The 19,580-nt window shown below is 62.1% G+C and carries 19 protein-coding genes and 1 riboswitch; of the genes, 13 read left to right on the top strand and 6 right to left on the bottom strand.

The window, feature by feature from the left end; genetic code table 11:
- Positions 1-12: 12 nt before the first annotated feature.
- A complete protein-coding gene (gene dusC, locus BUC04_RS05310) occupies positions 13-960 on the bottom strand; it encodes a tRNA dihydrouridine(16) synthase DusC (protein ID WP_067658905.1) in 948 nt (315 codons plus the stop codon).
- A 216-nt stretch (positions 961-1,176) separates the two neighbouring features.
- On the opposite strand from dusC, the gene BUC04_RS05305 reads away from it, so the two are divergent.
- The 3 genes from BUC04_RS05305 (at position 1,177) to BUC04_RS05295 (ending at position 3,203) form a co-directional block, all read left to right on the top strand.
- Positions 1,177-1,560, top strand: a complete 384-nt coding sequence (locus BUC04_RS05305; protein ID WP_073325632.1) for an HvfA family oxazolone/thioamide-modified RiPP metallophore — start codon at positions 1,177-1,179, stop codon at positions 1,558-1,560.
- Between the two features lie 69 nt (positions 1,561-1,629).
- Positions 1,630-2,472 (top strand): HvfB family MNIO-type RiPP peptide maturase, encoded by an 843-nt coding sequence (locus BUC04_RS05300; RefSeq protein ID WP_067658896.1) that lies wholly within the window; start codon positions 1,630-1,632, stop codon positions 2,470-2,472.
- A complete protein-coding gene (locus BUC04_RS05295) occupies positions 2,469-3,203 on the top strand; it encodes an HvfC family RiPP maturation protein (RefSeq protein ID WP_067658893.1) in 735 nt (244 codons plus the stop codon). The genes BUC04_RS05300 and BUC04_RS05295 overlap by 4 nt, the downstream gene beginning before the upstream one ends.
- Before the next feature lie 276 nt (positions 3,204-3,479).
- Here BUC04_RS05295 and BUC04_RS05290 read toward each other — a convergent pair whose 3' ends face one another.
- The gene (locus tag BUC04_RS05290; RefSeq protein ID WP_159437654.1) at positions 3,480-3,734 is read right to left on the bottom strand and encodes a hypothetical protein; all 255 of its coding nucleotides are present in this window, start codon (positions 3,732-3,734) and stop codon (positions 3,480-3,482) included.
- Between the two features lie 251 nt (positions 3,735-3,985).
- Here BUC04_RS05290 and apt point away from each other — a divergent pair, with 251 nt between their 5' ends.
- The 9 genes from apt to BUC04_RS05245 all read left to right on the top strand — a co-directional run bounded on the left by apt (position 3,986) and on the right by BUC04_RS05245 (position 15,051).
- Positions 3,986-4,537 carry an adenine phosphoribosyltransferase gene (gene apt, locus BUC04_RS05285; RefSeq protein ID WP_143165544.1) on the top strand — a complete coding sequence of 184 codons (552 nt, stop codon included), beginning with the start codon at positions 3,986-3,988 and terminating at the stop codon, positions 4,535-4,537.
- A 130-nt stretch (positions 4,538-4,667) separates the two neighbouring features.
- Positions 4,668-7,271, top strand: coding sequence for a DNA polymerase III subunit gamma/tau (gene dnaX, locus BUC04_RS05280; RefSeq protein WP_067658883.1), 2,604 nt, complete (start codon positions 4,668-4,670; stop codon positions 7,269-7,271).
- An 82-nt stretch (positions 7,272-7,353) separates the two neighbouring features.
- Positions 7,354-7,683, top strand: a complete 330-nt coding sequence (locus tag BUC04_RS05275) for a YbaB/EbfC family nucleoid-associated protein (RefSeq protein ID WP_067658880.1) — start codon at positions 7,354-7,356, stop codon at positions 7,681-7,683.
- The gene (gene recR / locus BUC04_RS05270) at positions 7,683-8,282 is read left to right on the top strand and encodes a recombination mediator RecR (RefSeq protein WP_067658877.1); all 600 of its coding nucleotides are present in this window, start codon (positions 7,683-7,685) and stop codon (positions 8,280-8,282) included. The genes BUC04_RS05275 and recR overlap by 1 nt, the downstream gene beginning before the upstream one ends.
- 778 nt (positions 8,283-9,060) lie before the next feature.
- Positions 9,061-9,885 (top strand): hypothetical protein, encoded by an 825-nt coding sequence (locus tag BUC04_RS05265; RefSeq protein WP_067658874.1) that lies wholly within the window; start codon positions 9,061-9,063, stop codon positions 9,883-9,885.
- Positions 9,886-9,964: 79 nt separating this feature from the next.
- Positions 9,965-11,875 carry a molecular chaperone HtpG gene (htpG, locus tag BUC04_RS05260; RefSeq protein WP_067658871.1) on the top strand — a complete coding sequence of 637 codons (1,911 nt, stop codon included), beginning with the start codon at positions 9,965-9,967 and terminating at the stop codon, positions 11,873-11,875.
- 55 nt (positions 11,876-11,930) lie between these two features.
- Positions 11,931-12,803, top strand: coding sequence for a co-chaperone YbbN (locus tag BUC04_RS05255; protein ID WP_234977347.1), 873 nt, complete (start codon positions 11,931-11,933; stop codon positions 12,801-12,803).
- Between the two features lie 129 nt (positions 12,804-12,932).
- Positions 12,933-13,577, top strand: a complete 645-nt coding sequence (gene adk / locus BUC04_RS05250; protein ID WP_067658868.1) for an adenylate kinase — start codon at positions 12,933-12,935, stop codon at positions 13,575-13,577.
- A 649-nt stretch (positions 13,578-14,226) separates the two neighbouring features.
- The gene (locus BUC04_RS05245) at positions 14,227-15,051 is read left to right on the top strand and encodes a hypothetical protein (RefSeq protein ID WP_143165543.1); all 825 of its coding nucleotides are present in this window, start codon (positions 14,227-14,229) and stop codon (positions 15,049-15,051) included.
- Between the two features lie 150 nt (positions 15,052-15,201).
- Here the strand turns inward: BUC04_RS05245 and BUC04_RS05240 are convergent, their stop codons facing one another.
- Positions 15,202-15,747 carry an HD domain-containing protein gene (locus BUC04_RS05240; RefSeq protein ID WP_067658862.1) on the bottom strand — a complete coding sequence of 182 codons (546 nt, stop codon included), beginning with the start codon at positions 15,745-15,747 and terminating at the stop codon, positions 15,202-15,204.
- A gap of 42 nt (positions 15,748-15,789) precedes the next feature.
- A riboswitch (purine riboswitch) is annotated at positions 15,790-15,889 on the bottom strand.
- Between the two features lie 134 nt (positions 15,890-16,023).
- Here BUC04_RS05240 and hemH point away from each other — a divergent pair.
- A complete protein-coding gene (gene hemH, locus BUC04_RS05235) occupies positions 16,024-17,055 on the top strand; it encodes a ferrochelatase (RefSeq protein ID WP_234977345.1) in 1,032 nt (343 codons plus the stop codon).
- A 16-nt stretch (positions 17,056-17,071) separates the two neighbouring features.
- Here hemH and BUC04_RS05230 read toward each other — a convergent pair whose 3' ends face one another.
- The 3 genes from BUC04_RS05230 to pxpB are packed head-to-tail and all read right to left on the bottom strand — an operon-like array spanning position 17,072 to position 19,463.
- Positions 17,072-17,812, bottom strand: coding sequence for a 5-oxoprolinase subunit PxpA (locus BUC04_RS05230; protein ID WP_067658856.1), 741 nt, complete (start codon positions 17,810-17,812; stop codon positions 17,072-17,074).
- Complete coding sequence (locus BUC04_RS05225; protein ID WP_067658853.1) at positions 17,794-18,768, bottom strand: 5-oxoprolinase subunit C family protein; 975 nt, start codon at positions 18,766-18,768, stop codon at positions 17,794-17,796. Before BUC04_RS05225 ends, BUC04_RS05230 begins: the two co-directional genes overlap by 19 nt.
- Positions 18,765-19,463 (bottom strand): 5-oxoprolinase subunit PxpB, encoded by a 699-nt coding sequence (pxpB, locus tag BUC04_RS05220; protein WP_067658850.1) that lies wholly within the window; start codon positions 19,461-19,463, stop codon positions 18,765-18,767. The genes BUC04_RS05225 and pxpB overlap by 4 nt, the downstream gene beginning before the upstream one ends.
- Positions 19,464-19,580 lie beyond the last annotated feature (117 nt).

Here is a 19,580-nt window from a genome sequence, read left to right as displayed (position 1 = left end):
GGTTACCGGAGCTTAAGCAGCGTGGTCGGCGGCGTGCTCAAACAGGGCGACGATCTCGGCACTCTTGCGCAGGGTACGCAGCTGCTCAAACTGCTCGGTAGCCTCAGGGTAGGCCTTACGCAGGTAGCCAAACCATTGCTTGATGCGGTTGGGCAGGTAGATCTCCTTGTCGCCCCTGACCTCCATCTGGGTGTAGCGATAGAGGATCGGCTGCATTTCGGCCCAACTTAGCGGCGCCTTGCCGTGCTTAACCACATGACCCAGGTTGGGGATCCGCAGGCTGCCGCGGCCCACCATCAGATCGGTACAGCCGGAGGCCTGCTGGCAGGCCAGGGCGTCCTGGTGACTGAAGATCTCGCCATTGGCGATCACCGGGATATCGAGCTTCTCCACCACCGGCTTGATGTGGTCCCACTTGATCGCCTCTGCCTTGTAGCCGTCGGTCTTGGTGCGGGCGTGGATCGCCAGCTCGTCAGCCCCGGCTTGTACTACCGCATCGGCGATCTCAGTGACGTGGGCCGGGTCGTCCCAGCCCAGACGGATCTTGGCACTGAGCACCTGGTCCTGGGGCACCGCCTGGCGCATCGCCGACAGGATCTGGTAGATCCGCTCCGGCTCCTGTAGCAGTACCGCACCGCCCTTGGACCTGTTCACCGTCTTGGCCGGGCAGCCGAAGTTCATGTCCACTCCGGGGGAGCCCAGCTCGATGGCCCGGGCGGCATTGGCCGCCAACCATTTGGGTTCCTGACCCAGCAACTGAACCCGAACCGGTGTGCCACTGAGGGTCTTGCCGCCATTGTGCAGCTCCGGCGACAGCCGGTAGAACACCTTGTTGGGCAGCAGCACATCAACCACCCGGACAAATTCTGTCACGCACAGGTCGTAGGGGTTGAGCTCGCTGAGCAGTTGCCGCATGAGGGGATCCATCACCCCCTCCATCGGCGCAAGAACCAGTCGCATGGTGGCATCGTCTCTCGGCTTTTCGTGGGGGCGGCAGTGTACCAGCTCGATGATAAAGCGCCACTCCCATCGATGAATTTTTGTGCAATTAATGGCGCAAATAAAAATTGTTGTTATGTTGTGAAAGTGGAGGACGGGTACACAGGTCTTCTTGGTTGAGCCAGCGACGCAGGCCGCTGGGAAGAAATGGCTAACTGACATTTAAGGATCTTGACGATGAAAACTGCAAAGAAAACCTCTGTTGCCGTTGCCCTGGGCGCCCTGGTTGTTGGTGGTACACTGGCCACTGCACAAGCCAACCCCTTTGCCATGAGCGAGATGGCCACTGGCTATCAGGTTTCCACCACCATGGGCGACAAAGCCGGTGAAGGTAAGTGTGGTGAAGGCAAATGCGGCGGCGAAGCCAAGGGTAAAGAAGGTAAGTGCGGCGAAGGCAAATGCGGCGGCGAAGCCAAGGGTAAAGAAGGCAAGTGCGGCGAAGGCAAATGCGGCGGCGAAGCCAAGGGTAAAGAAGGCAAGTGCGGCGAAGGCAAATGTGGCGGCGAAGCCAAGGGTAAAGAAGGCAAGTGCGGCGAAGGCAAATGTGGTGGCGCAAGCTAATCACCCCTGAGCAGGCGTGAAACAGGCTGGCTTCGGCCAGCCTTTTTGTTGTAAGCATGGAGAGTGGGCATGGCGGCAGTAACGGGAGCAGGCGTTGGCCTGCGGCGTGAGATGGTGGCGGAGTTGGCTTCAGGGCTGATCCCGGCATCGGTGGGCTTTATGGAGGTGGCGCCGGAGAACTGGCTGCGGGTCAACCCCAGGTTGAAGCGCCAATTTCGTGCCCTGACCGAGCGGGTCCCCTTTGTCTGCCACGGTCTGTCGCTCTCCATCGGCGCACCGGCGCCGTTGGATGAAGCCTTTGTGCGTCAACTCAAGCGCTTCCTCGATGAGCACCAGATCCCCATCTACTCCGAGCACCTCTCCTACTGCTCCGGCAATGCACACATGTATGACCTGATGCCGATCCCCTTTACCGAAGCGGCGGTCGGCCATGTGGTCGAGCGGGTGCAGCGGGTGCAGGAGATCCTCGGTCGGCGGCTGGTACTGGAAAATGTCTCCTACTACGCCATGCCCGGTGCCGAGATGGATGAGCTGACCTTTATCAATGAGGTACTGAGCCGGGCGGATTGCGAACTGCTGCTGGACGTCAACAACATCTACGTCAACAGCGTCAATCACCGCTACGATCCGGTGGCCTTTATGCAGGGCCTGCCGACGGAGCGGATCCGCTACATGCACATCGCCGGGCATTACCAGGAGGCGGAGGATCTTATCGTCGACACCCACGGTGCCGATGTGATCGATCCGGTCTGGCAACTGCTGGGCCAAACCTATGCCCATCATGGTGTGCACCCCACCTTGCTGGAGCGGGATTTCAACCTGCCGTCGATGCCGGTACTGATGGCCGAGGTGGAGCAGATTGTTCAGATCCAGCAGGCTGCGCCAGCCCGGGCGGGGAGGGCGCTGGCATGAGCGACTTTACCCAGCTGCAGGCCGACTTTATGGCCCATATCCGCGCCCCCGAAGCGGGTGAGCCACCGGCGGGCCTGGAGGCACGGCGGATGCAGATCTACCGGGACCTGATGTTCAACAACGTCAGCGGCTTTGTCGATAGCGGCTTCCCGGTACTGCGCAGCCTGACCGAGCCTGAGCGTTGGCAGCAGCGACTGCGTCGCTTCTTTGCCGAGCACGATTGCCACTCGCCGCTGTTTGTCGACATCGCCAAAGAGTTTCTGGCCTTCCTCGCCAATGAGCCGCAGCTGCGACCCTGGGAGCTGGCCCTGGCCCACTACGAGTACCTGGAGCTGCAGGTGGACACCGGCGAGGAGATCACCGATCAGCCCCTGTTGACCGAAGCGGAGCAGGTGCTGACCGAGCCGTTGGCGCTCTACCGTGCCTCGGCATTGGGCCAGTACGGTTACCCGGTGCATCGGCTGGGCAGTGACTGCCCCGAGGTTGAGCCCCACCCCACCTTCCTGCTGGTCTACCGGGATGTGGAGGACGAGGTGGCCTTCACCGAGCTCAATGGCATGACGGCGCGGCTGCTGGAGTTGCTGCGGGAGGCGCCGGGTAGCAGCGCCCAGGCCCTGGCGGAAACCATGACCGAGGCGCTGCCGGAGCTGGCGCCGGAGGTGGTGGCGCAGGGGGCAGGGCAGATCCTGCTGCAGATGGCGCAACTGGGGATCGTCCGTCGGCATGGTTAGGCCGGACTGGCGAAAAAATAAGCCCTACAAAAGCTGGGTTTTAGTGTGAGCTGGCTCACGTTACACTGCGCTCACTTTTCACATGGGAGTGCGCAGTCATGGCCGACAAAGAATTCAAAGAACCCTTTAACCTGTTTCATCTGCTGGGCCTGCTGGCGGTGTTGTTGATCCCCACCCTGCCGGCCACCCTGACCTGGCTGAAGCTGCTGGCGTAATCCGCCCTCTGCTGACCGGGTATCCAAAATACGAGGCCACGCTAACGCGTGGCCTCTCTGTTTATTCCCCGTCGCTTTCTTGCTCGGCCTGACCCTGTACGGCGTCGGCCATGGTGTCAGGCAGCGGCTCTTTCATCGGTACGAAGCGATCCTGCTCCAGCCGGTCCACCTGGCCGGTTTTCTGATTTAGCCGATACAGGACGCCGTCCACCTCGGTCAGTTGGTAACGGGCGTCGTACTGGAAGTTTTGCTGATTACAGCCCACCAGGGTCAAGACCAGGGACAGGGCTAACATCGTCGACAAGCGGGTGGTCATGATCTCCTCCATTGCGCGTTTTTTCACCATTGTCCTGTCAACATACCCCCGGGTCGTCGCGCTGAACGAGGGCAATGGCATGAATCCCAGTTCCCACCCTGTCCATGTCGACAAAGGCCAATGCGGTAGCGAGTTTAAGTTTGCATCTGATCTTCGAGGTGCTTAAGCTTAGCCAGCAATAAGGTTGACCGGCCCAGTTGCATCTGCAGACTGGGTTTTTTTGTGGCTAAGGCCACCAAAGACGAAAAGACATCACCATGAACCAAGCTTCCCTGGCGCTGATCAAAAACAGCATCAAGACCATTCCCGATTACCCCAAGCCCGGCATCATGTTCCGTGACGTCACCTCCCTGATGGAGGACGGCGAGGCGTTCAAGATGAGCATCGACCTGCTGGTAGCCCACTACAAGGATCGTGGCTTCACCAAGATCGTCGGCACCGAAGCCCGTGGCTTCCTGTTTGGTGCCCCGCTGGCGGTGGCCCTGGGTCTGGGTTTCGTTCCGGTACGTAAGCCGGGCAAGCTGCCGCGTGCCACCAACGCCCAGTCCTACGAGCTGGAGTACGGCATGGATACCCTGGAGATCCACCAGGACGCGATCCAGGCCGGCGACAAGGTGCTGGTGGTGGATGACCTGCTGGCCACCGGCGGCACCATCGATGCCACCGTTAAGCTGATCCGCGACCTGGGTGGTGAGGTGACCGACGCCGCCTTCATCATCAACCTGCCGGACCTGGGTGGCGAGCAGCGCCTGCTGGACCTGGGCCTGGACGTGCTGTCCCTGTGTGAGTTCGAGGGCGACTGAGCCTCAACCGCACCGCTTTCGAGCAAAAAAAGCGCGAAGAAAAAGCCGGGCACCTGCTCGGCTTTTTGCTCTTTGCGGCCATGTGTTACCCTACTTTTTTATCGTTTTTCTACGGCCCTTTGGGAGTCTCATGTCCTATCAGGTTCTGGCCCGAAAATGGCGGCCAGCCGCGTTTGACCAGGTGGTCGGTCAGGAGCACGTGCTCAAGGCCCTGACCCACGCCCTGGAAAACAATCGCCTCCACCACGCCTATCTGTTCACCGGCACCCGCGGCGTGGGCAAGACCTCCATCGCCCGTCTGCTGGCCAAGGGCCTCAACTGCGAGCAGGGCGTGACCGCCACCCCCTGCGGTCAGTGCAACAACTGCGTGGAGATCAGCCAGGGCCGCTTCGTCGACCTGCTGGAGATCGATGCGGCCTCCCGTACCAAGGTGGATGACACCCGGGAGATCCTCGATAACGTCCAGTACCAACCGGTGCGCGGTCGCTACAAGGTCTACCTGATCGACGAAGTGCACATGCTGTCCCGTCACAGCTTCAATGCCCTGCTTAAGACCCTGGAGGAGCCGCCGGAGCACGTGAAGTTCCTGCTGGCCACCACCGATCCGCAGAAGCTGCCGGTCACCGTGTTGTCCCGCTGCCTGCAGTTCAACCTGAAGAGCGTGACCCCCAAACGGATCAGCGCCCACCTGGCCAAGGTGTTGGATGCCGAGGCGATCCCCTATGAGCCGGCGGCCCTTGAGCTGCTGGCCCAGGCCGCCGATGGCAGTGTCCGTGATGGCATGAGCCTGACCGATCAGGCCATTGCCCACGGCAGCGGTCGTCTGGACCTGGCCCAGGTGCAGGGGATGCTGGGTACCCTGGACAGCGGCTACGCGGTGCGTCTGCTGGACAGCCTGTGCCAGGGGGAGCCGCAGCAGATGTTGGACCTGCTGGATGAGATCGAAGCCTTTGCGCCGGATCACGACGATCTGCTGCGTCAGATGGCGGCGGTGCTGCACCAGGCCGCACTGCGTCAGTTCAACCTCAAGACCCAAAGCCATCAGCTGGATGAGGCGGGCCTCACCGCCCTGGCAGCACAACTGGATCGAGAGCAGCTGCAGCTGTGGTACCAGATCCTGACCCAGGGCCGAAAAGACCTGCCGCTGGCGCCGGACCCACGCAGCGGCGTGGAGATGACCCTGTTGCGAGCCCTGGCCTTTGCCCCGGCCGAGCCGGTCAGCCCGATGCTGGCCCGGCCCACCGAAGCGCCCACGCACGTGGCGGCGCCCCAGCACACTGAAGCAGTACGACCGGCTGCGACTCAACCCGACGCTGCGCAATCGGAGCCCGTGCAACCAGAGCCCGTGCAACCAGAGCCCGAGGAACCAGAGCCCGAGCAGCAAAAGCCCGTGCAGCCTGAGAGTAAGCCAGCGGTTACCAAGCCTGAGCAGGCTGTAGCCGTTGCAGCCGAGCCGGAGCCTGCGCCGGCACAGGAGGTCGCCGCTCAACCGGCCAAGAGCAGCCCTACACCTTCTTCAGAACCCGACTCTGTTGCCGAGGAGGGGGTCGAGGCCCAGGCACTAGTGGCCGAGCAGGCCCACATTGAGGCCCAGGCCCAAACACCAACGCAGAGTGCGCCTTCCCAGAGCGCACCGTCAACACAAGCTGCCTCTTCACAATCCGCAGCGCCGCGTCCGGACCAGATACTGGATCCCAGCCTGGGCTATGAGCCACCGCCGCTGGAGCAGGACCCGGAAGCGATGGCCGCTGAGCAGGCGATGCTGATGGCCCAGGCCGAGGAGATGATGTCCTCGCCTCAGATGGAAAGTGCACCGCCGTCAAGCGCCCCGGCGATGGCGCCAGAGGCCCCGGCCCAGCCGACGGTACCGGTGACCGATCTGGTCAGCCAGGTGTTGGCCAACCAGAGCAACCTGCGCAAGCGCTTCGGTAGCGAGGAGCCGACCGAGGAGGCCGCCGCGGCAGCAACGCCGAAGCCTGCGCCCACTCCGGCAGTGAGCAAACGCCCGGCCGCGGAGCCAGCTGGTGAGCCACAAGCCACTGAGCCGGAGCCGGCCAAGCGTGCCACCGAGCAAGCCACGGCACCGCCGGGGGGAAAGCCTGAGGCCGTCGCTGATGCGGTGGCGGCCGAGTTGGACCGCCCCCCATGGCACACCGAAGACCACCCAGCGAGCGAGTCGCAAGCCAAGCCAGCCATTGAGACAGCAGCGGAACCGGTAGCGCAGCCAGCCAGCCCAACGGCACCGGTCGCTGAACCTGTAAGCCCTGTCGAGCCTGAACCGGTCGCCGAGGTCGCCCCGGTGGCGATGCCCGAAGCCAGTGAAGCCGTTGAGCTGGACCGCCAGTGGTACCAGGCGATGGCTAAGCTTGGGATTGGTGCCCGACCGCGTCAGTTGGCGATCAACTCGGTGCTGGAGCGCGAGGGTGAGCAGGTGGTGCTCTACCTGCGTCCGGACCAGCGTCACCTCAACAACGAGTCGGTGGTGGCACCGCTGCAGCAGAGCCTGGAGACGCTGTGGCAGCAAAGTGTGCAACTGCGCATCGAGGTGGCGGATCAGCCAGGGCGGGAGACACCGCTGGAGATCCGCCGTCGACGCCATAAGGAGAAGCTGGTTCAGGCCCGTGAGGACCTGCTGGCGGATCCGGCGATGATTTGGCTGCAAAACGAGATGGGGGCCAGCCTGATCGAGGAGTCGGTCAACTACCAGGCCCCGGAGGGCGGCGAAGGCCGCTAACAGAATCCCTTGTCCGAGCCGCCGCATTCGGTAAGATGTGGCTCGGAATTTGACATGTGAATCAGCATAAGAGAGCAACAGTATGTTTGGTAAAGGCGGAATGGGTAACCTGATGAAGCAGGCGCAGCAGATGCAAGAGCGCATGCAGAAAGCCCAGGAAGAGATCGCTCAGATGGAAGCCACCGGTGAATCCGGTGCGGGCCTGGTGAAGATCACCATGAACGGCGCCCACAACGTCCGTCGTGTTGAGATCGACGAGAGCCTGATGGAAGACGACAAAGAGATGCTGGAAGACCTGATCGCTGCTGCGATCAACGACGCCGCACGCCGTGTCGAAGAGAACCAGAAGGCCAAGATGGCCGAAGTGACTGGTGGCATGCAGCTGCCGCCGGGCATGAAACTGCCGTTCTGATGAAGTTCAGTCCGCTGGTCGATGACCTGATCAAGGCGTTGCAGTGTTTGCCCGGGGTGGGTCCACGTTCGGCCCAACGGATGGCGTTTCAGTTGTTGGAACGGGATCGTCAGGGCGGTTCTGCGTTGGGTCAGGCGATGACCCAGGCGATGAGCGAGGTGGGTCACTGCCGCAGCTGCCGCACCTTCACCGAACAGGAGCTGTGTCAGATCTGCGCCAACCCTAAGCGGGCGGAGAGCGGTCAGCTTTGTGTGGTGGAGTCGCCGGCGGACCTGCTGGCGATCGAATCCGCCGGCCAGTACGGCGGTCGCTACTTCGTCCTGATGGGCCACCTGTCACCGCTGGATGGCATCGGCCCCGATGACATCGGTCTGGACACCCTGGATGGGATGATGGCCGATGGCCAGTGGCAGGAGGTGATCCTGGCCACCAACCCCACGGTGGAGGGGGACGCCACCGCCCAGTACATCGCCGAGATGGCCCGGGACCGGGGCATCGAGATCAGCCGGATCGCCCACGGGGTACCGGTGGGGGGCGAACTGGAGTACGTGGATGGCACCACGTTGGCCCTCTCCTTCAGCGGACGCCGAAAGATCTGAACACAACCCCCGCCTCGCGGGGGTTTTTTCTTGTTTTATCCGGGTTTGCAGGGTTATCTCCCACAATTGAGATTCACTGCTGCTCGCAATGTAGCTTTGTCGCGTTGGCGACAGGCCGTGCAGGATGCACCAATGCCGCGGCAGCAGGGATGCTGAAGAGCGGCCAACCAAAGGGGCGTTCCGCCCCCTTGGAACCCCCACCGCCTCCAATCGGTGCTGAATCCTCACATCGACGTCATCGACTAGCGGCAAAGGCCAGAGTCGGCCTCCATGCCTCCGCTGGCCATTCGGGCCGTCCTGGCCCTCAGCCTTGCCGATGGCGACTCTGCTCGGGCACTCTGCCATACAGGGAGGTATCAATGCCGCGAGTGCAGGGATGCACTGGAGCGGCAAAGTCGGCGCAAGAGCCATTGGTTCACCAAGCCCGGGAAGGCGAATCAAACTAAGTCGCCAGCACCTTGTGTAGTATCGAAGCTTCAATGAAACTTTGTTCCAGGAGAGCCACGATGAGGTTTTTTCTTTCTGTATCTCGGCTATAAGCCGTGCTACAGCCTGTTTTCGTGTGATTATTACAACACTTTCTTACTGGATAATTCCGACGCTGCTGATTTTTCTTTGTTCAAGTCAATGAATGATAAAGGAAAAATTTTATTCGGAGATTTCCCCATTTTATCCACAGAAGATCCCCAGAGTTGTCCATTGTCTACAAAATAGTCGCTCGGTAGTGTGTACATTCGTTGACCAGGGTGGGTCAGCATCAGCACACAAGGAAATTGGCATGAACGAGCATTGGCTTGGGCAGTTGATTGAAGGGGCGTACGATGCCGCCGTAGACGGCAACTGGTACGAATGGATGGAGTGGCTGCGTCGCTCCATGGGCGCCTCCGGGGGCTTCCTGGCCCGGCTGACCCAGGAGGGGGAGGGCAGTGCCAGCTTGCCCATCGCCTGCGGCTCGGATCTGTGCAGCGATCTGATCCGCACCTATGTGGCCCACCGCGGGCAAGACCCCTGGTACCAAACCGCCCAGCAGTGCACCAACAACGTCATCGCCCTCGATGCCAAGCTGCGTCGCCAACGGGCCCGCTCCGAGATCGCCACCCTGTATGAGCAGCTGGAGTGCCATTTCCACACCGGTGTGGTGCTCTCCAGTGACAATGGCCACTTCCTGCTGACCCTGCACCGCGGCCCCTGTCAGAACGATTTCAGTCCGGAGCAGCTTGAGGCACTGGGGCAGATCACCCGTCATCTGCGCCAGGCCCTGGCCCTGACCCCCTTCCTGTTTGAGCGGGTCGAAGCCCGACTCAACCAGACCCAGCTGAGCGATCCCCATTGCCCCCAGGCGGTGGTGCGCGCCAACGGCATCCCTGCCTTTATCAACGAGGCGATGGACGATTTCCTCGCTTCCAGCGAACAGCCCTTTAGCTATCACCAGGGCCGCCTGGCTCCGCGCCAGCCGTTGCTGCGTCGCCTGGTGGAACAGGCCCAACGCCAGGCCTGCCAGCGCCATGCCAGCGTTAAGGTTCCCCTGGGACAGCGCCATCTGTCGGTGACCCCCCTTCCAGAACAGGTGCTGCCGGACGCGGCCCTGTGGCAGATACAATAAAAAAAGCGGTTGAAAACCCGATTGTCGTCCCCATCTAACTGGGGACGATTTTTTTTGTATGTGTTTTCAGGAGACAAGCATGTCCACCCAGCAAGAGACTCATGGCTTCCAGACCGAAGTTGCCCAGTTACTGAAACTGGTCACCCACTCTCTGTACTCCAACAAAGAGATCTTCCTGCGTGAACTGGTGTCCAACGCCGCTGACGCCGCCGATAAGCTGCGCTACAAAGCGCTCTCTGACGCCGACCTGTACGAGGGTGACGGCGAGCTGCGCGTGCGCCTCTCCTTCGATAAGGACGCGGGCACCCTCACCATCGCCGATAACGGCATCGGCATGACCCGGGATGAGGTGATTGAACACCTGGGCACCATCGCCAAATCCGGCACCGCCGAATTCTTTGCCAACCTGTCCGGCGATGCCGCCAAGGACAGCCAGCTGATTGGCCAGTTCGGTGTGGGTTTCTACTCCGCCTTCATCGTGGCCGACAAGGTCACCGTACGCTCCCGGGCCGCTGGCCAGGGCGCCGATGCCGGGGTGCAGTGGGAGTCTGCCGGTGAGGGGGATTACACCGTCGCCAACATCGATAAGGCTGGCCGCGGTACCGAGATCATCCTGCACCTGCGCGACGACGAAAAGGAGTTCCTCGACGAGTGGCGCCTTAAGCAGATCGTGTCCAAGTACTCCGATCACATCTCCATCCCGGTGGAGATGTGGCAAGAGGGCGAGCCGGAGCGTGAGCAGGATGGCGAGACCATCCCGGCCACCGAAGGTCAGTGGCAGGCCGCCAACAAGGCCACCGCGCTGTGGACCCTGTCCAAGTCGGAGATCTCCGAGGAGGAGTACAAGGAGTTCTACAAGCACGTCGCCCACGACTGGGAAGATCCGCTGTTGTGGAGCCACAACAAGGTGGAGGGCAAGCAGGAGTACACCAGTCTGCTCTACATCCCGGCCAAGGCGCCGTTCGACATGTGGAACCGCGACAACAAGCACGGCCTGAAGCTGTACGTGCAGCGGGTGTTCATCATGGACGAGGCGGAGCAGTTCCTGCCCCAGTACCTGCGCTTTGTGAAGGGCCTGGTGGACTCCAACGATCTGCCGCTCAACGTCTCCCGTGAGATCCTGCAGGACAGCAAGGTGACCCAGTCGCTGCGCACCGCCCTGACCAAGCGGGTGCTGGGCATGCTCGACAAGATGGGCCGCAACAACGAAGAGAAGTACCAGCAGTTTTGGAGCCAGTTTGGCAACGTGCTCAAAGAGGGCCCGGCGGAGGACTTCGCCAACAAGGAAGCGATCGCCAAGCTGTTGCGCTTCGCCTCTACCCACAACGACAGCAACGTGGAGAACGTCTCCCTGGCCGCCTACATCGAGCGGATGAAAGAGGGCCAGGACAAGATCTACTACATCGTGGCGGACAGCTACGCGGCGGCCAAGAACAGCCCGCACCTGGAGCTGCTCAAGAAGAAGGGCATCGAGGTGCTGCTGCTGTCTGAGCGCATCGATGAGTGGCTGATGAACCACCTGACCGAGTTCGACGGCAAGTCCCTGGTCTCCGTGACCCGTGGCGATCTGGGCCTGGATGACCTGTCCGACGAGGAGATGGCGGAGCAGGAGAAGCAGGCTGAGGAGCACAAGCCGCTGCTGGAGCGCGTACAAGAGGTGCTGGGGGACAAGATCAAGGAGGTGAAGGTGTCCCAGCGTCTGACCGACTCTCCGGCCTGTATCGTTACCGACGAGCAGGACATGTCCAGCCAGATGATCAAGCTGATGCAGGCCGCCGGCCAGGAAGTGCCGGAAGTGAAGCCGATCTTCGAGCTTAACCTGAATCACCCGCTGGTCGCTAAACTGGAACAGGAGCAGGACAACCAGCGCTTCGCCCAGTGGGCCGGTCTGTTGCTGTCCCAGGCGACCCTGGCCGAGCGCGGCAGCCTGAACGACCCGTCCGAGTTTGTTGCCCAGCTTAACAGCCTGTGGCTGGAACTGAGCAAGTAATGGCCTTTGCAGCCCCGCGTGCTATCGTGGGGCTGACTTTTATCACGAGTTCCCTATGCAGCAATCCCCTATGCAAGCGACACCGCAAACCATCCTCGAAGTGAACGCCCAGAACGTACAGCAGGTGGTGGAAGCCTCCATGCAGGTTCCGGTGGTGCTCAACTTCTACTCCAGCCAGGTGCCCGAGTGCCAGGGCGTCACCGCCGCCCTGACCGATCAGGCCACCCGCCGGGCTGGCCAGTTTGTTCTGGCCAACGTTAACTGCGACAGCGAGATGGAGCTGGCCCAGTACTTCCGTATCCAGGCACTGCCCACCGTGATGGTGTTGTCCCAGGGCCAGCCGGTGGACGGCTTCGCCGGCCCGCAGCCGCCGGAAATGATCGCCCAGATCCTGGAGAAGCACCTGCCCCAGGCCTGGCAACTGAAACTGGGCGAAGCCCAGCCGCTGCTGGAGCAGGGCGACTTCGACGCCGCCTTGCCGCTGCTGCGGGAGGCGCTGGCAGAGCAGAGCAACGGTGAGACTCAGCTGGCGTTGGCCCAGTGTCTGCTGGGGCTTAAGCGTGCCGAAGAGGCCGAGGCCGTTCTGGCCCAGGTGGGCCTGGCGGATCAGGACAGCCGCTACCAGAGCCTGGTATCTCAGCTGGAGCTGCTCAAGGAGTCCGCCGATACCCCGGCGATCCGTACCCTGCAGGCGCAACTGGCCGAGCAGCCGGACAACGCCGAGCTGGTGGTCGAGCTGGCGGTACAGCTGCACCAGGCCGGTCGCAACGAGGAAGCGTTGGAGTCGCTGCTGGCGATATTGCGTCGCCAGATGGACGCCGCCGACGGTGAGGCACGTAAGACCTTTTTGGACATCGTGAAGGCGTTGGGCGGTGCCGATCCGGTGGCCGCGAAGTACCGTCGCCAGTTCTACGGACTGCTGTATTGATCCCGTTGCGGAAAAAATGTCGCAAATGCTGTGAATTCCACCAAAGACCAATGGCAATGCCCTTCACATGCCCGTTAGGCTATGCCAAGATCCGCTGGTTTTCATTTATTTGAGTCGGGAGAGAGACGCATGCGCATTATTCTGCTGGGCGCCCCCGGTGCCGGTAAGGGCACCCAAGCACAGTTCATCATGGAGAAATACGGGATTCCCCAGATCTCCACTGGTGACATGTTGCGCGCCGCCATCAAGGCAGGCACTCCGCTGGGCATGGAAGCCAAGAAGGTGATGGACGCCGGTCAATTGGTTTCCGATGAGATCATCATCGGCCTGGTGAAAGAGCGTATCGCCCAGGACGACTGCGAGAACGGCTTCCTGCTGGACGGCTTCCCGCGCACCATCCCGCAGGCGGAAGCCATGGTGGACAACGGCATCGCCGTTGACCACGTGATCGAGTTTGATGTGCCGGACGAAGAGATCGTTAAGCGCATGAGCGGCCGTCGTGTACACCCGGGCTCCGGTCGGGTGTACCACGTGGTGTTCAACCCGCCGAAGGCGGAAGGCAAGGATGACGTTACCGGCGAAGAGCTGGTGATCCGTGCCGACGACGAAGAAGCCACCGTGCGCAAGCGCCTGGCGGTTTACCACGATCAAACCAAGCCGCTGGTGGATTTCTACACCGCCGCTGCTGAGCGTGGTGCCAACGCCTACCACAAGATGGACGGCACCAAGGCGGTTGACGCGGTTTCCGCTGAGATTGCCATCCTGCTGGGTTAATTCCCGACAGCGTGATTGAGAAAGCCCCGCCGGGTAAGCCTGGCGGGGCTTTTTTATGATTTTTTCTATTGTCGTTGGCTTCAGCTTGGCTGCGTCAGCGTAGTTTCTATGGCAAATGCTTTGCCGGGGGCCGGGTTGCCGGCAGCAACCAAAGGGGCGTTCCGCCCCGGCTGCGCGCCCCGCTTGAACCCCCGTTTGCCTCCGGTCGTCGCTAACCCTCTCTATCGTGACCAAAGACTGCGGCTCTGGCTCGAGTCGACGTCCCTGTCTCCGCGAGCCATTTAGGCCTTTGCCATTGCGCAGTCCCTGCTTCACGTCAAAGTCCGGCTACGTCATCCCTGACTTCGCGTTCAAACCTTCGGTTTTCACCCTGGCCTTCAGCCTGGTCTTTTGCCACTTCGTTCGGGCGACTCCAAGTCGGCGAAGTACTGGCGGGGCACACAGTTCTGTTGCACTTAATGAGTAAGGTGAGTGCAAAGCCTAACCAGGACAGAGCTCCTTCTTGTGCCTGTCGCTTTGGGGACTGAGCGAACCTGGGTTGGCGACACAGTCGCTGCCGCAGGCTAAGTCATCAGCGCCTGCAGCCCCGCTGGGCGAAGTCTGACTGCTACCATTGCCGGCCCTAAATGGATGTTAGAGACGGATATCAATGAGAGCTTTTTCAGTTGCGCTGCTAGGTAGCGCCGTATTGATGGGTTGCGGTAGCAGTGACGACGACTCGGACAAGCCGACCGAGCCTTTGCCGGATGAGCAGCTGGTGGCGACCATTCGTTGCAGCAACGTCAGCATTGATCAGGCTGACAAGATCTGCAGCACCAACAGGGGTGTGGCTTGGGGCCATCTGGATGAGAACCAGGTGTGTTACGGCGCCTACTGCTTCGAGGACCATTCGCCCGCCCCACAATCGCCGGGCCTGACCCGCTTTCCTGAAGGTCATCTGATCCCGGTCTACATGCATAAAGAGGTGGACCCGAGATTCGTCCGTGCCATGGACCGGGCCGAAGCGATCGTCGGCTATCCCATGTTTGAGCGCCACGGGGTGATCGAGCTGGAGATCGGTAACGTGTTTGAGATCGATTACTCCGGCCTGCCCAGCGACTGGGGCTTTATCTGGAGCCAGGGTACCACGCCGCCAGACTGTTCCTCGGGCACCGTCTCCCGCTACCCCAACTCCATCAGCGTGACCAGCTACCTGGCCAATCGCAACCAGGGGCTGGTGCGTAACGAGCCGGGGATCTTTACCTGGATCAACATCGATGGCGACGAGCAGAAAGCGGGCGAGGGCTGCACCGTTATCGCCAGCGACGATGTCACCCTGCACGAGCTGGGGCATGCCCTGGGGATGCTCAATCACTTCCCGGGCTTTGGTGTTGGCCCGGCGTTTGACGCCAACGCCGAACGGGTGCTTCGGACCATGTACCATGGGCAAAACCCCGAAGGGCAGCCGTTTGATGCCCTGTACCTGCCCAAGTAGGCATTGCCGTCGGATGGGCTAGTTGCTGCTGATTGCCGCTAACTGACTGGCGCTAACCGAGGGTTAAGCTCTGCGCCGAACGCTCACGCGAAGGGATGGCCCAATCGACCTATGCGAAGCCCCAACCGGTATCCGGTTGGGGCTTGCTGTTTATGGGCTTGGCAGCAGCTGCTGCAGTCGGGCCAGGAAGGCGTCTCGGACCTGGTCCATCATCCGGAAGGAGAGGTCGTAGTCCTGTTGCAGCGGTTCGGTGATCAGCTCGTGATGGTTCAGCAGCTGGGCCATCTCGTAGCCCAGCATGGCATCATCGATCGCCCCAACCTGGGCAAGCTCCTCGGCCGTCAGGTCGGCCAGGCCGTAGGTGGCGTAGATGCATTGCTGCAGCGGTGCCTCCATCTGCTCGAAGGCCGGCATCGAGGCCTTGATTGGGCGAGTCAGGTCTCCGGTGTAGGCCTCTGAGGCATCGTGCAGCAGGCAGGCCAGCTGTACCCTCCTGGACAGGCCCCGGGCGCGGGCCTCATCGGCACAATAGAGCGAGTGCTGCGCCACACTGAAGAAGTGCCGGTAGTGGCCGTTGGCGCGACACAGCATCGACAGGCTGTGGGCAATGTCCTGGGCCTGGATCTCCTCTTGGCGGGGATCCAGCGGCCAGAACCGGCCTGCGGTTAGGGTGTTGATGCTCTTACCTTGTCTCATGGTATTCCTCAAAATCCGGGTGGACCCGGCCCCACGCTTGGTATGCGGCCGGTCTGTTTTCGTAATCAGGATTTTGCGGAACCTGGTAGAGACCCCCGCGCCCTATCCGCAGGGTTATACGAAATTCATTGATGGTTACTGCCCCGATAGTCGGGGCGCGCCATTCTACGACGCGAACCGACGTCATGGGTAGCCTCACCGTGATCTTGGTCCTATCCCCGGCCTTGATCCGGTGCTAACCTTGCGGCGTAATTACCAATTTCCAACAGACAGTTAATGGATATGACTCAGCCCCGTTACGGCGTGCTCCTGGTTAACCTCGGCACCCCCTGCAAGCCAACCCCGCACTGCGTTAAGTGTTTTCTCAGCCAGTTTCTCGCCGACGAGCGGGTGGTCGATCTGCCCCGCTGGCAGTGGATGCCGATCCTCCATGGCATCATCCTCAACACCCGCCCTAAGCGTGTGGCCAAGGCCTACCAGTCTATCTGGCGGGAAGAGGGATCACCGCTGAAGTACTACAGCCTGAAACAGCAGAAGGCTCTGGCCGAGCTGCTGGAACAGCGCCTGGGTGAGCGCATCCCGGTGGAGCTGGGCATGACCTACTGCAAGCCGGGCATGAGCGAAGGGCTGGAGAAGCTCGAGGCCGCTGGCGTCGATAAGGTGGTGGTACTGCCACTGTTTCCCCAGTACTCCTGCTCCACCACCGGTGCCGTGGTGGATGCCCTGGCGGCGACCCTGAAACAGAAGCGCTCCATGCCGGAGTATCGCCTGATCCGCGATTACCATAACGACGCCAGCTACATCAAAGCGCTGGCGGCGACGGTGCGCGAGAGCTGGGCGGAACAGGGGCGCAGCCAGAAGCTGCTGATCTCCTTCCACGGCGTGCCGCAGCGCTACGTTGATGAGGGGGATCTCTATCGCGATCACTGCGAGGCCACCGCCAAAGGGCTGGCTGACGAGCTGGGTCTGGCGCCGGACGAGTACCTGGTGTGCTTCCAGTCTCGCTTTGGCAAAGAGCCCTGGCTGCAGCCTTACTTCGATGAGACCCTGGAGGCGCTGCCGGGCCAGGGGGTGAAGTCAGTAGATGTGATATCGCCGGCGTTCTCGGTGGATTGCCTGGAGACCCTGGAAGAACTGGCCATCGAGGGCAAGTCCGAGTTCCTGGAAGCCGGGGGCGAGGAGTACCGCTTTGTGCCCTGCCTCAATGACCGTCCGGATCACATCGCCATGATGGCGGATCTGGTGGAACACCACGCCGGCAATTGGGGTCAGCAAGTTGCCGACAAGGCGGAGCAGGGCGCCGCGTAACGGCTGAAAAGCAGCATCACGGGGCGCGAAGCTCGACCCGTTGATGCTGCATCCATTCCCGGATGTTCTGGGCAAAGGGCAGCGCCTGGGCCCCATCGCCATGCAGACACAGGGTATCGGCCTGGATCGGCACCAGGCTGCCGTCGCTGGCCACCACCTGACGTCGCAACACCATCTGCCGCACCTGGGCGATGGCCTGGTCCGCCTGTTCAATCAGGGCATCAGCACAGACCCTGGGCACCAGCGCACCATCGGGCCGATAGCGCCGGTCCGCAAACACCTCCTCCACTACCTCTAAGTCCGCCTGACGCGCGTGTGCCACCAATGGGCTGCCCGCCAGGGCGTACAGCTTGAGCCTGGGTTCCACCGCCAGCACCGCCTCTATCAGGGCCTGGGCATACTCCGGCTCTCGCGCTGACTGGTTGTACAGCGCGCCATGGGCTTTGACATGGTGCAGTTGGGCTCCTTGCGCTTCAGCCACCTCGCGCAGCGCCTCGATCTGTTGTTGGATCTCCCGCTTCAGGGTCGGGCTGTCCATTCTCAGTTCCCGCCGGCCGAAGTGGGCCGGGTCCCGATAGCCTGGGTGCGCACCGATGGCGACGCCATGGTGCAACGCCAGCGCCACCGTCTCCACCATGCTGGCATGGTCGCCGGCATGGCCACCACAGGCGATGTTGGCGGAGCTGATCAGTGGCATCAGCGCCTCGTCCTGGCCACAGCCTTCCCCCAGATCGCAATTCAAGTCGAGTATGACCATGAGATCTCCTGCCAGCGTCGTTGGGCAGCCGCCCGCATTCGGTTGAGTTGACGTTGCTGTTGCCAGCGCATGTGATTGGCCTGCTCCAGTGTGCAGGTGATGAATTGGCAATAATCCCCCGGTGCCAGTTGGGCCAGCAGTGGCAGATCCACCGCCGCCACCTGGGCCAGCTTGGGGTAGCCGCCGGTGGGTTGGCTGTCGCTCATCAGCACGATGGGCTCGCCATTGCCCGGCAGCTGGATGGTGCCGGGGATCACAGGCTCGGTCAGTCCCAGCCGCTTACCGCTGGGGCTTGGGACCTTGGCACCCTGCAGTCGGTAACCCATGCGGTCCGAGGCGCTGCTGACCCGCCAGGGTTGGGCCAACAGGGCCTCCATCGCCTCGCCATTAAAGCCGGCGCTAACGGGGCCGGCAAACACCGCGATGGTGTTGACCCCGGGACTGGCCAGTCCCAGCCAGCTGGATTGGCGAAATTCCTCCGCCAGGCGGCAGGGACGGATCGAGAGGCTGTCCTCTTTGCGCAGCGCCCGCCCCTGGTGGCCTCCCAGGCCCACATTGAGTTGGGTGGCGCAGCTGCCCAGTAGGGGCGACAGCTGCAGTCCGCCCTTGAACGCCAGGTAGCTGCGGGCGCCGATGTGGGTGCGGCCCAGGTCCAGTCGCTGTCCCGCCGCCACCGATACCGGTGCGCCCAAGGCAATGGGCGCACCGTCCAGGGTGGCGTGGGTCTGGGCGCCGCTGATGGCGATGATGCTGTCGCAGTCGAACTCCAGCACCGGCCCAATCAGGGTGCATTCCAGCAACGGGGAATCGATATCCTGGCCCAGCAGGGCGTTAGCGGCAGCCGCGGCCAGGGGATCCATGGCACCTGAGCGGGCAAAGCCAAAGCGCATGGCGCCGGTACGGCCGAGATCCTGCACCGTGGTCAGCAGGCCGGGTTTGATCACCTTGACGGTCATCCCTGGCCCTCCCGCTGGAGTTGCTCGAACTGGCCCTGGTCGATGGGGTCGAAACGAACCTGGTCGCCGGGTTGCAGCACACTGGGCGGCTGCTGGGCCAGGTCCAGCAGCGGCAGCGGTGTTTGACCTATGATGCGCCAGCCTCCCGGGGTGGCACTGGGGTAGATCCCGGTTTGGTCGCCGCCGATGGCCACCGCTCCGGCGGGGATCGCCAGCCGCGGCTCGCGTTTGCGTGGCGTGGCCAGCTGAGGGTCGAGACCCGCCAGGTAGGCGAAGCCCGGGGTAAAGCCGAGGAAACAGACCCGGTAATGGCCCTGGCTGTGGCGCGCTACCACCTCCTGTTCACTCAGGCCACTGTGGCGGGCGACGCTGGCCAGGTCCGGGGCCAGCTCAGACTGATAGCAAACCGGCACCGTCAGGGTGCGCGCCTTGGGCAGTTCACTCAACTGCCACACACTGGCCTGGCTTCGCAGGAAAGCCGACAGCCAATAACCGAGGCGAGGCGGTGCGTCGTCGGTGTGGATTAGAGCCAGGCAGTGGTAGCTGGGGATCAGGTCCTGGACCCAGGGCAGGGTATCGAGCAGGGCCATGATCTGACGGATCTGCGCCTCAGTGAGGGGATCGATCTGCTCCGGCCAGCGCAGCAGCAGCGCTGACTCGGACATGGGTTCGATGGCAAAGGGCAAACTGCTCATTAAGGCGTCGGCTCTTGGTCGATGGCGGTTGTCGCTTCGACTTGACGACAAATGCGCCAGATCTCGTGGCTGAATAGTAGACTACGCCGAAACAGACTGTGGCAGCAAGGTGCTTGG

The organism is Ferrimonas marina (assembly GCF_900129905.1).
Taxonomy (GTDB): domain Bacteria; phylum Pseudomonadota; class Gammaproteobacteria; order Enterobacterales; family Shewanellaceae; genus Ferrimonas; species Ferrimonas marina.
This window is presented reverse-complemented; position numbering and strand designations above follow the sequence as displayed.

What these genes read in the sequence shown, in the direction of transcription:
- dusC (WP_067658905.1), bottom strand. Translation starts at nt 960, where the DNA reads ATGCGACTGGTTCTTGCGCCGATGGAGGGGGTGATGGATCCCCTCATG.
- BUC04_RS05305 (WP_073325632.1), top strand. Translation starts at nt 1,177, where the DNA reads ATGAAAACTGCAAAGAAAACCTCTGTTGCCGTTGCCCTGGGCGCCCTG.
- BUC04_RS05300 (WP_067658896.1), top strand. Translation starts at nt 1,630, where the DNA reads ATGGCGGCAGTAACGGGAGCAGGCGTTGGCCTGCGGCGTGAGATGGTG.
- BUC04_RS05295 (WP_067658893.1), top strand. Translation starts at nt 2,469, where the DNA reads ATGAGCGACTTTACCCAGCTGCAGGCCGACTTTATGGCCCATATCCGC.
- BUC04_RS05290 (WP_159437654.1), bottom strand. Translation starts at nt 3,734, where the DNA reads ATGACCACCCGCTTGTCGACGATGTTAGCCCTGTCCCTGGTCTTGACC.
- dnaX (WP_067658883.1), top strand. Translation starts at nt 4,668, where the DNA reads ATGTCCTATCAGGTTCTGGCCCGAAAATGGCGGCCAGCCGCGTTTGAC.
- BUC04_RS05275 (WP_067658880.1), top strand. Translation starts at nt 7,354, where the DNA reads ATGTTTGGTAAAGGCGGAATGGGTAACCTGATGAAGCAGGCGCAGCAG.
- recR (WP_067658877.1), top strand. Translation starts at nt 7,683, where the DNA reads ATGAAGTTCAGTCCGCTGGTCGATGACCTGATCAAGGCGTTGCAGTGT.
- BUC04_RS05265 (WP_067658874.1), top strand. Translation starts at nt 9,061, where the DNA reads ATGAACGAGCATTGGCTTGGGCAGTTGATTGAAGGGGCGTACGATGCC.
- htpG (WP_067658871.1), top strand. Translation starts at nt 9,965, where the DNA reads ATGTCCACCCAGCAAGAGACTCATGGCTTCCAGACCGAAGTTGCCCAG.
- BUC04_RS05255 (WP_234977347.1), top strand. Translation starts at nt 11,931, where the DNA reads ATGCAGCAATCCCCTATGCAAGCGACACCGCAAACCATCCTCGAAGTG.
- adk (WP_067658868.1), top strand. Translation starts at nt 12,933, where the DNA reads ATGCGCATTATTCTGCTGGGCGCCCCCGGTGCCGGTAAGGGCACCCAA.
- BUC04_RS05245 (WP_143165543.1), top strand. Translation starts at nt 14,227, where the DNA reads ATGAGAGCTTTTTCAGTTGCGCTGCTAGGTAGCGCCGTATTGATGGGT.
- BUC04_RS05240 (WP_067658862.1), bottom strand. Translation starts at nt 15,747, where the DNA reads ATGAGACAAGGTAAGAGCATCAACACCCTAACCGCAGGCCGGTTCTGG.
- hemH (WP_234977345.1), top strand. Translation starts at nt 16,024, where the DNA reads ATGGATATGACTCAGCCCCGTTACGGCGTGCTCCTGGTTAACCTCGGC.
- BUC04_RS05230 (WP_067658856.1), bottom strand. Translation starts at nt 17,812, where the DNA reads ATGGTCATACTCGACTTGAATTGCGATCTGGGGGAAGGCTGTGGCCAG.
- BUC04_RS05225 (WP_067658853.1), bottom strand. Translation starts at nt 18,768, where the DNA reads ATGACCGTCAAGGTGATCAAACCCGGCCTGCTGACCACGGTGCAGGAT.
- pxpB (WP_067658850.1), bottom strand. Translation starts at nt 19,463, where the DNA reads ATGAGCAGTTTGCCCTTTGCCATCGAACCCATGTCCGAGTCAGCGCTG.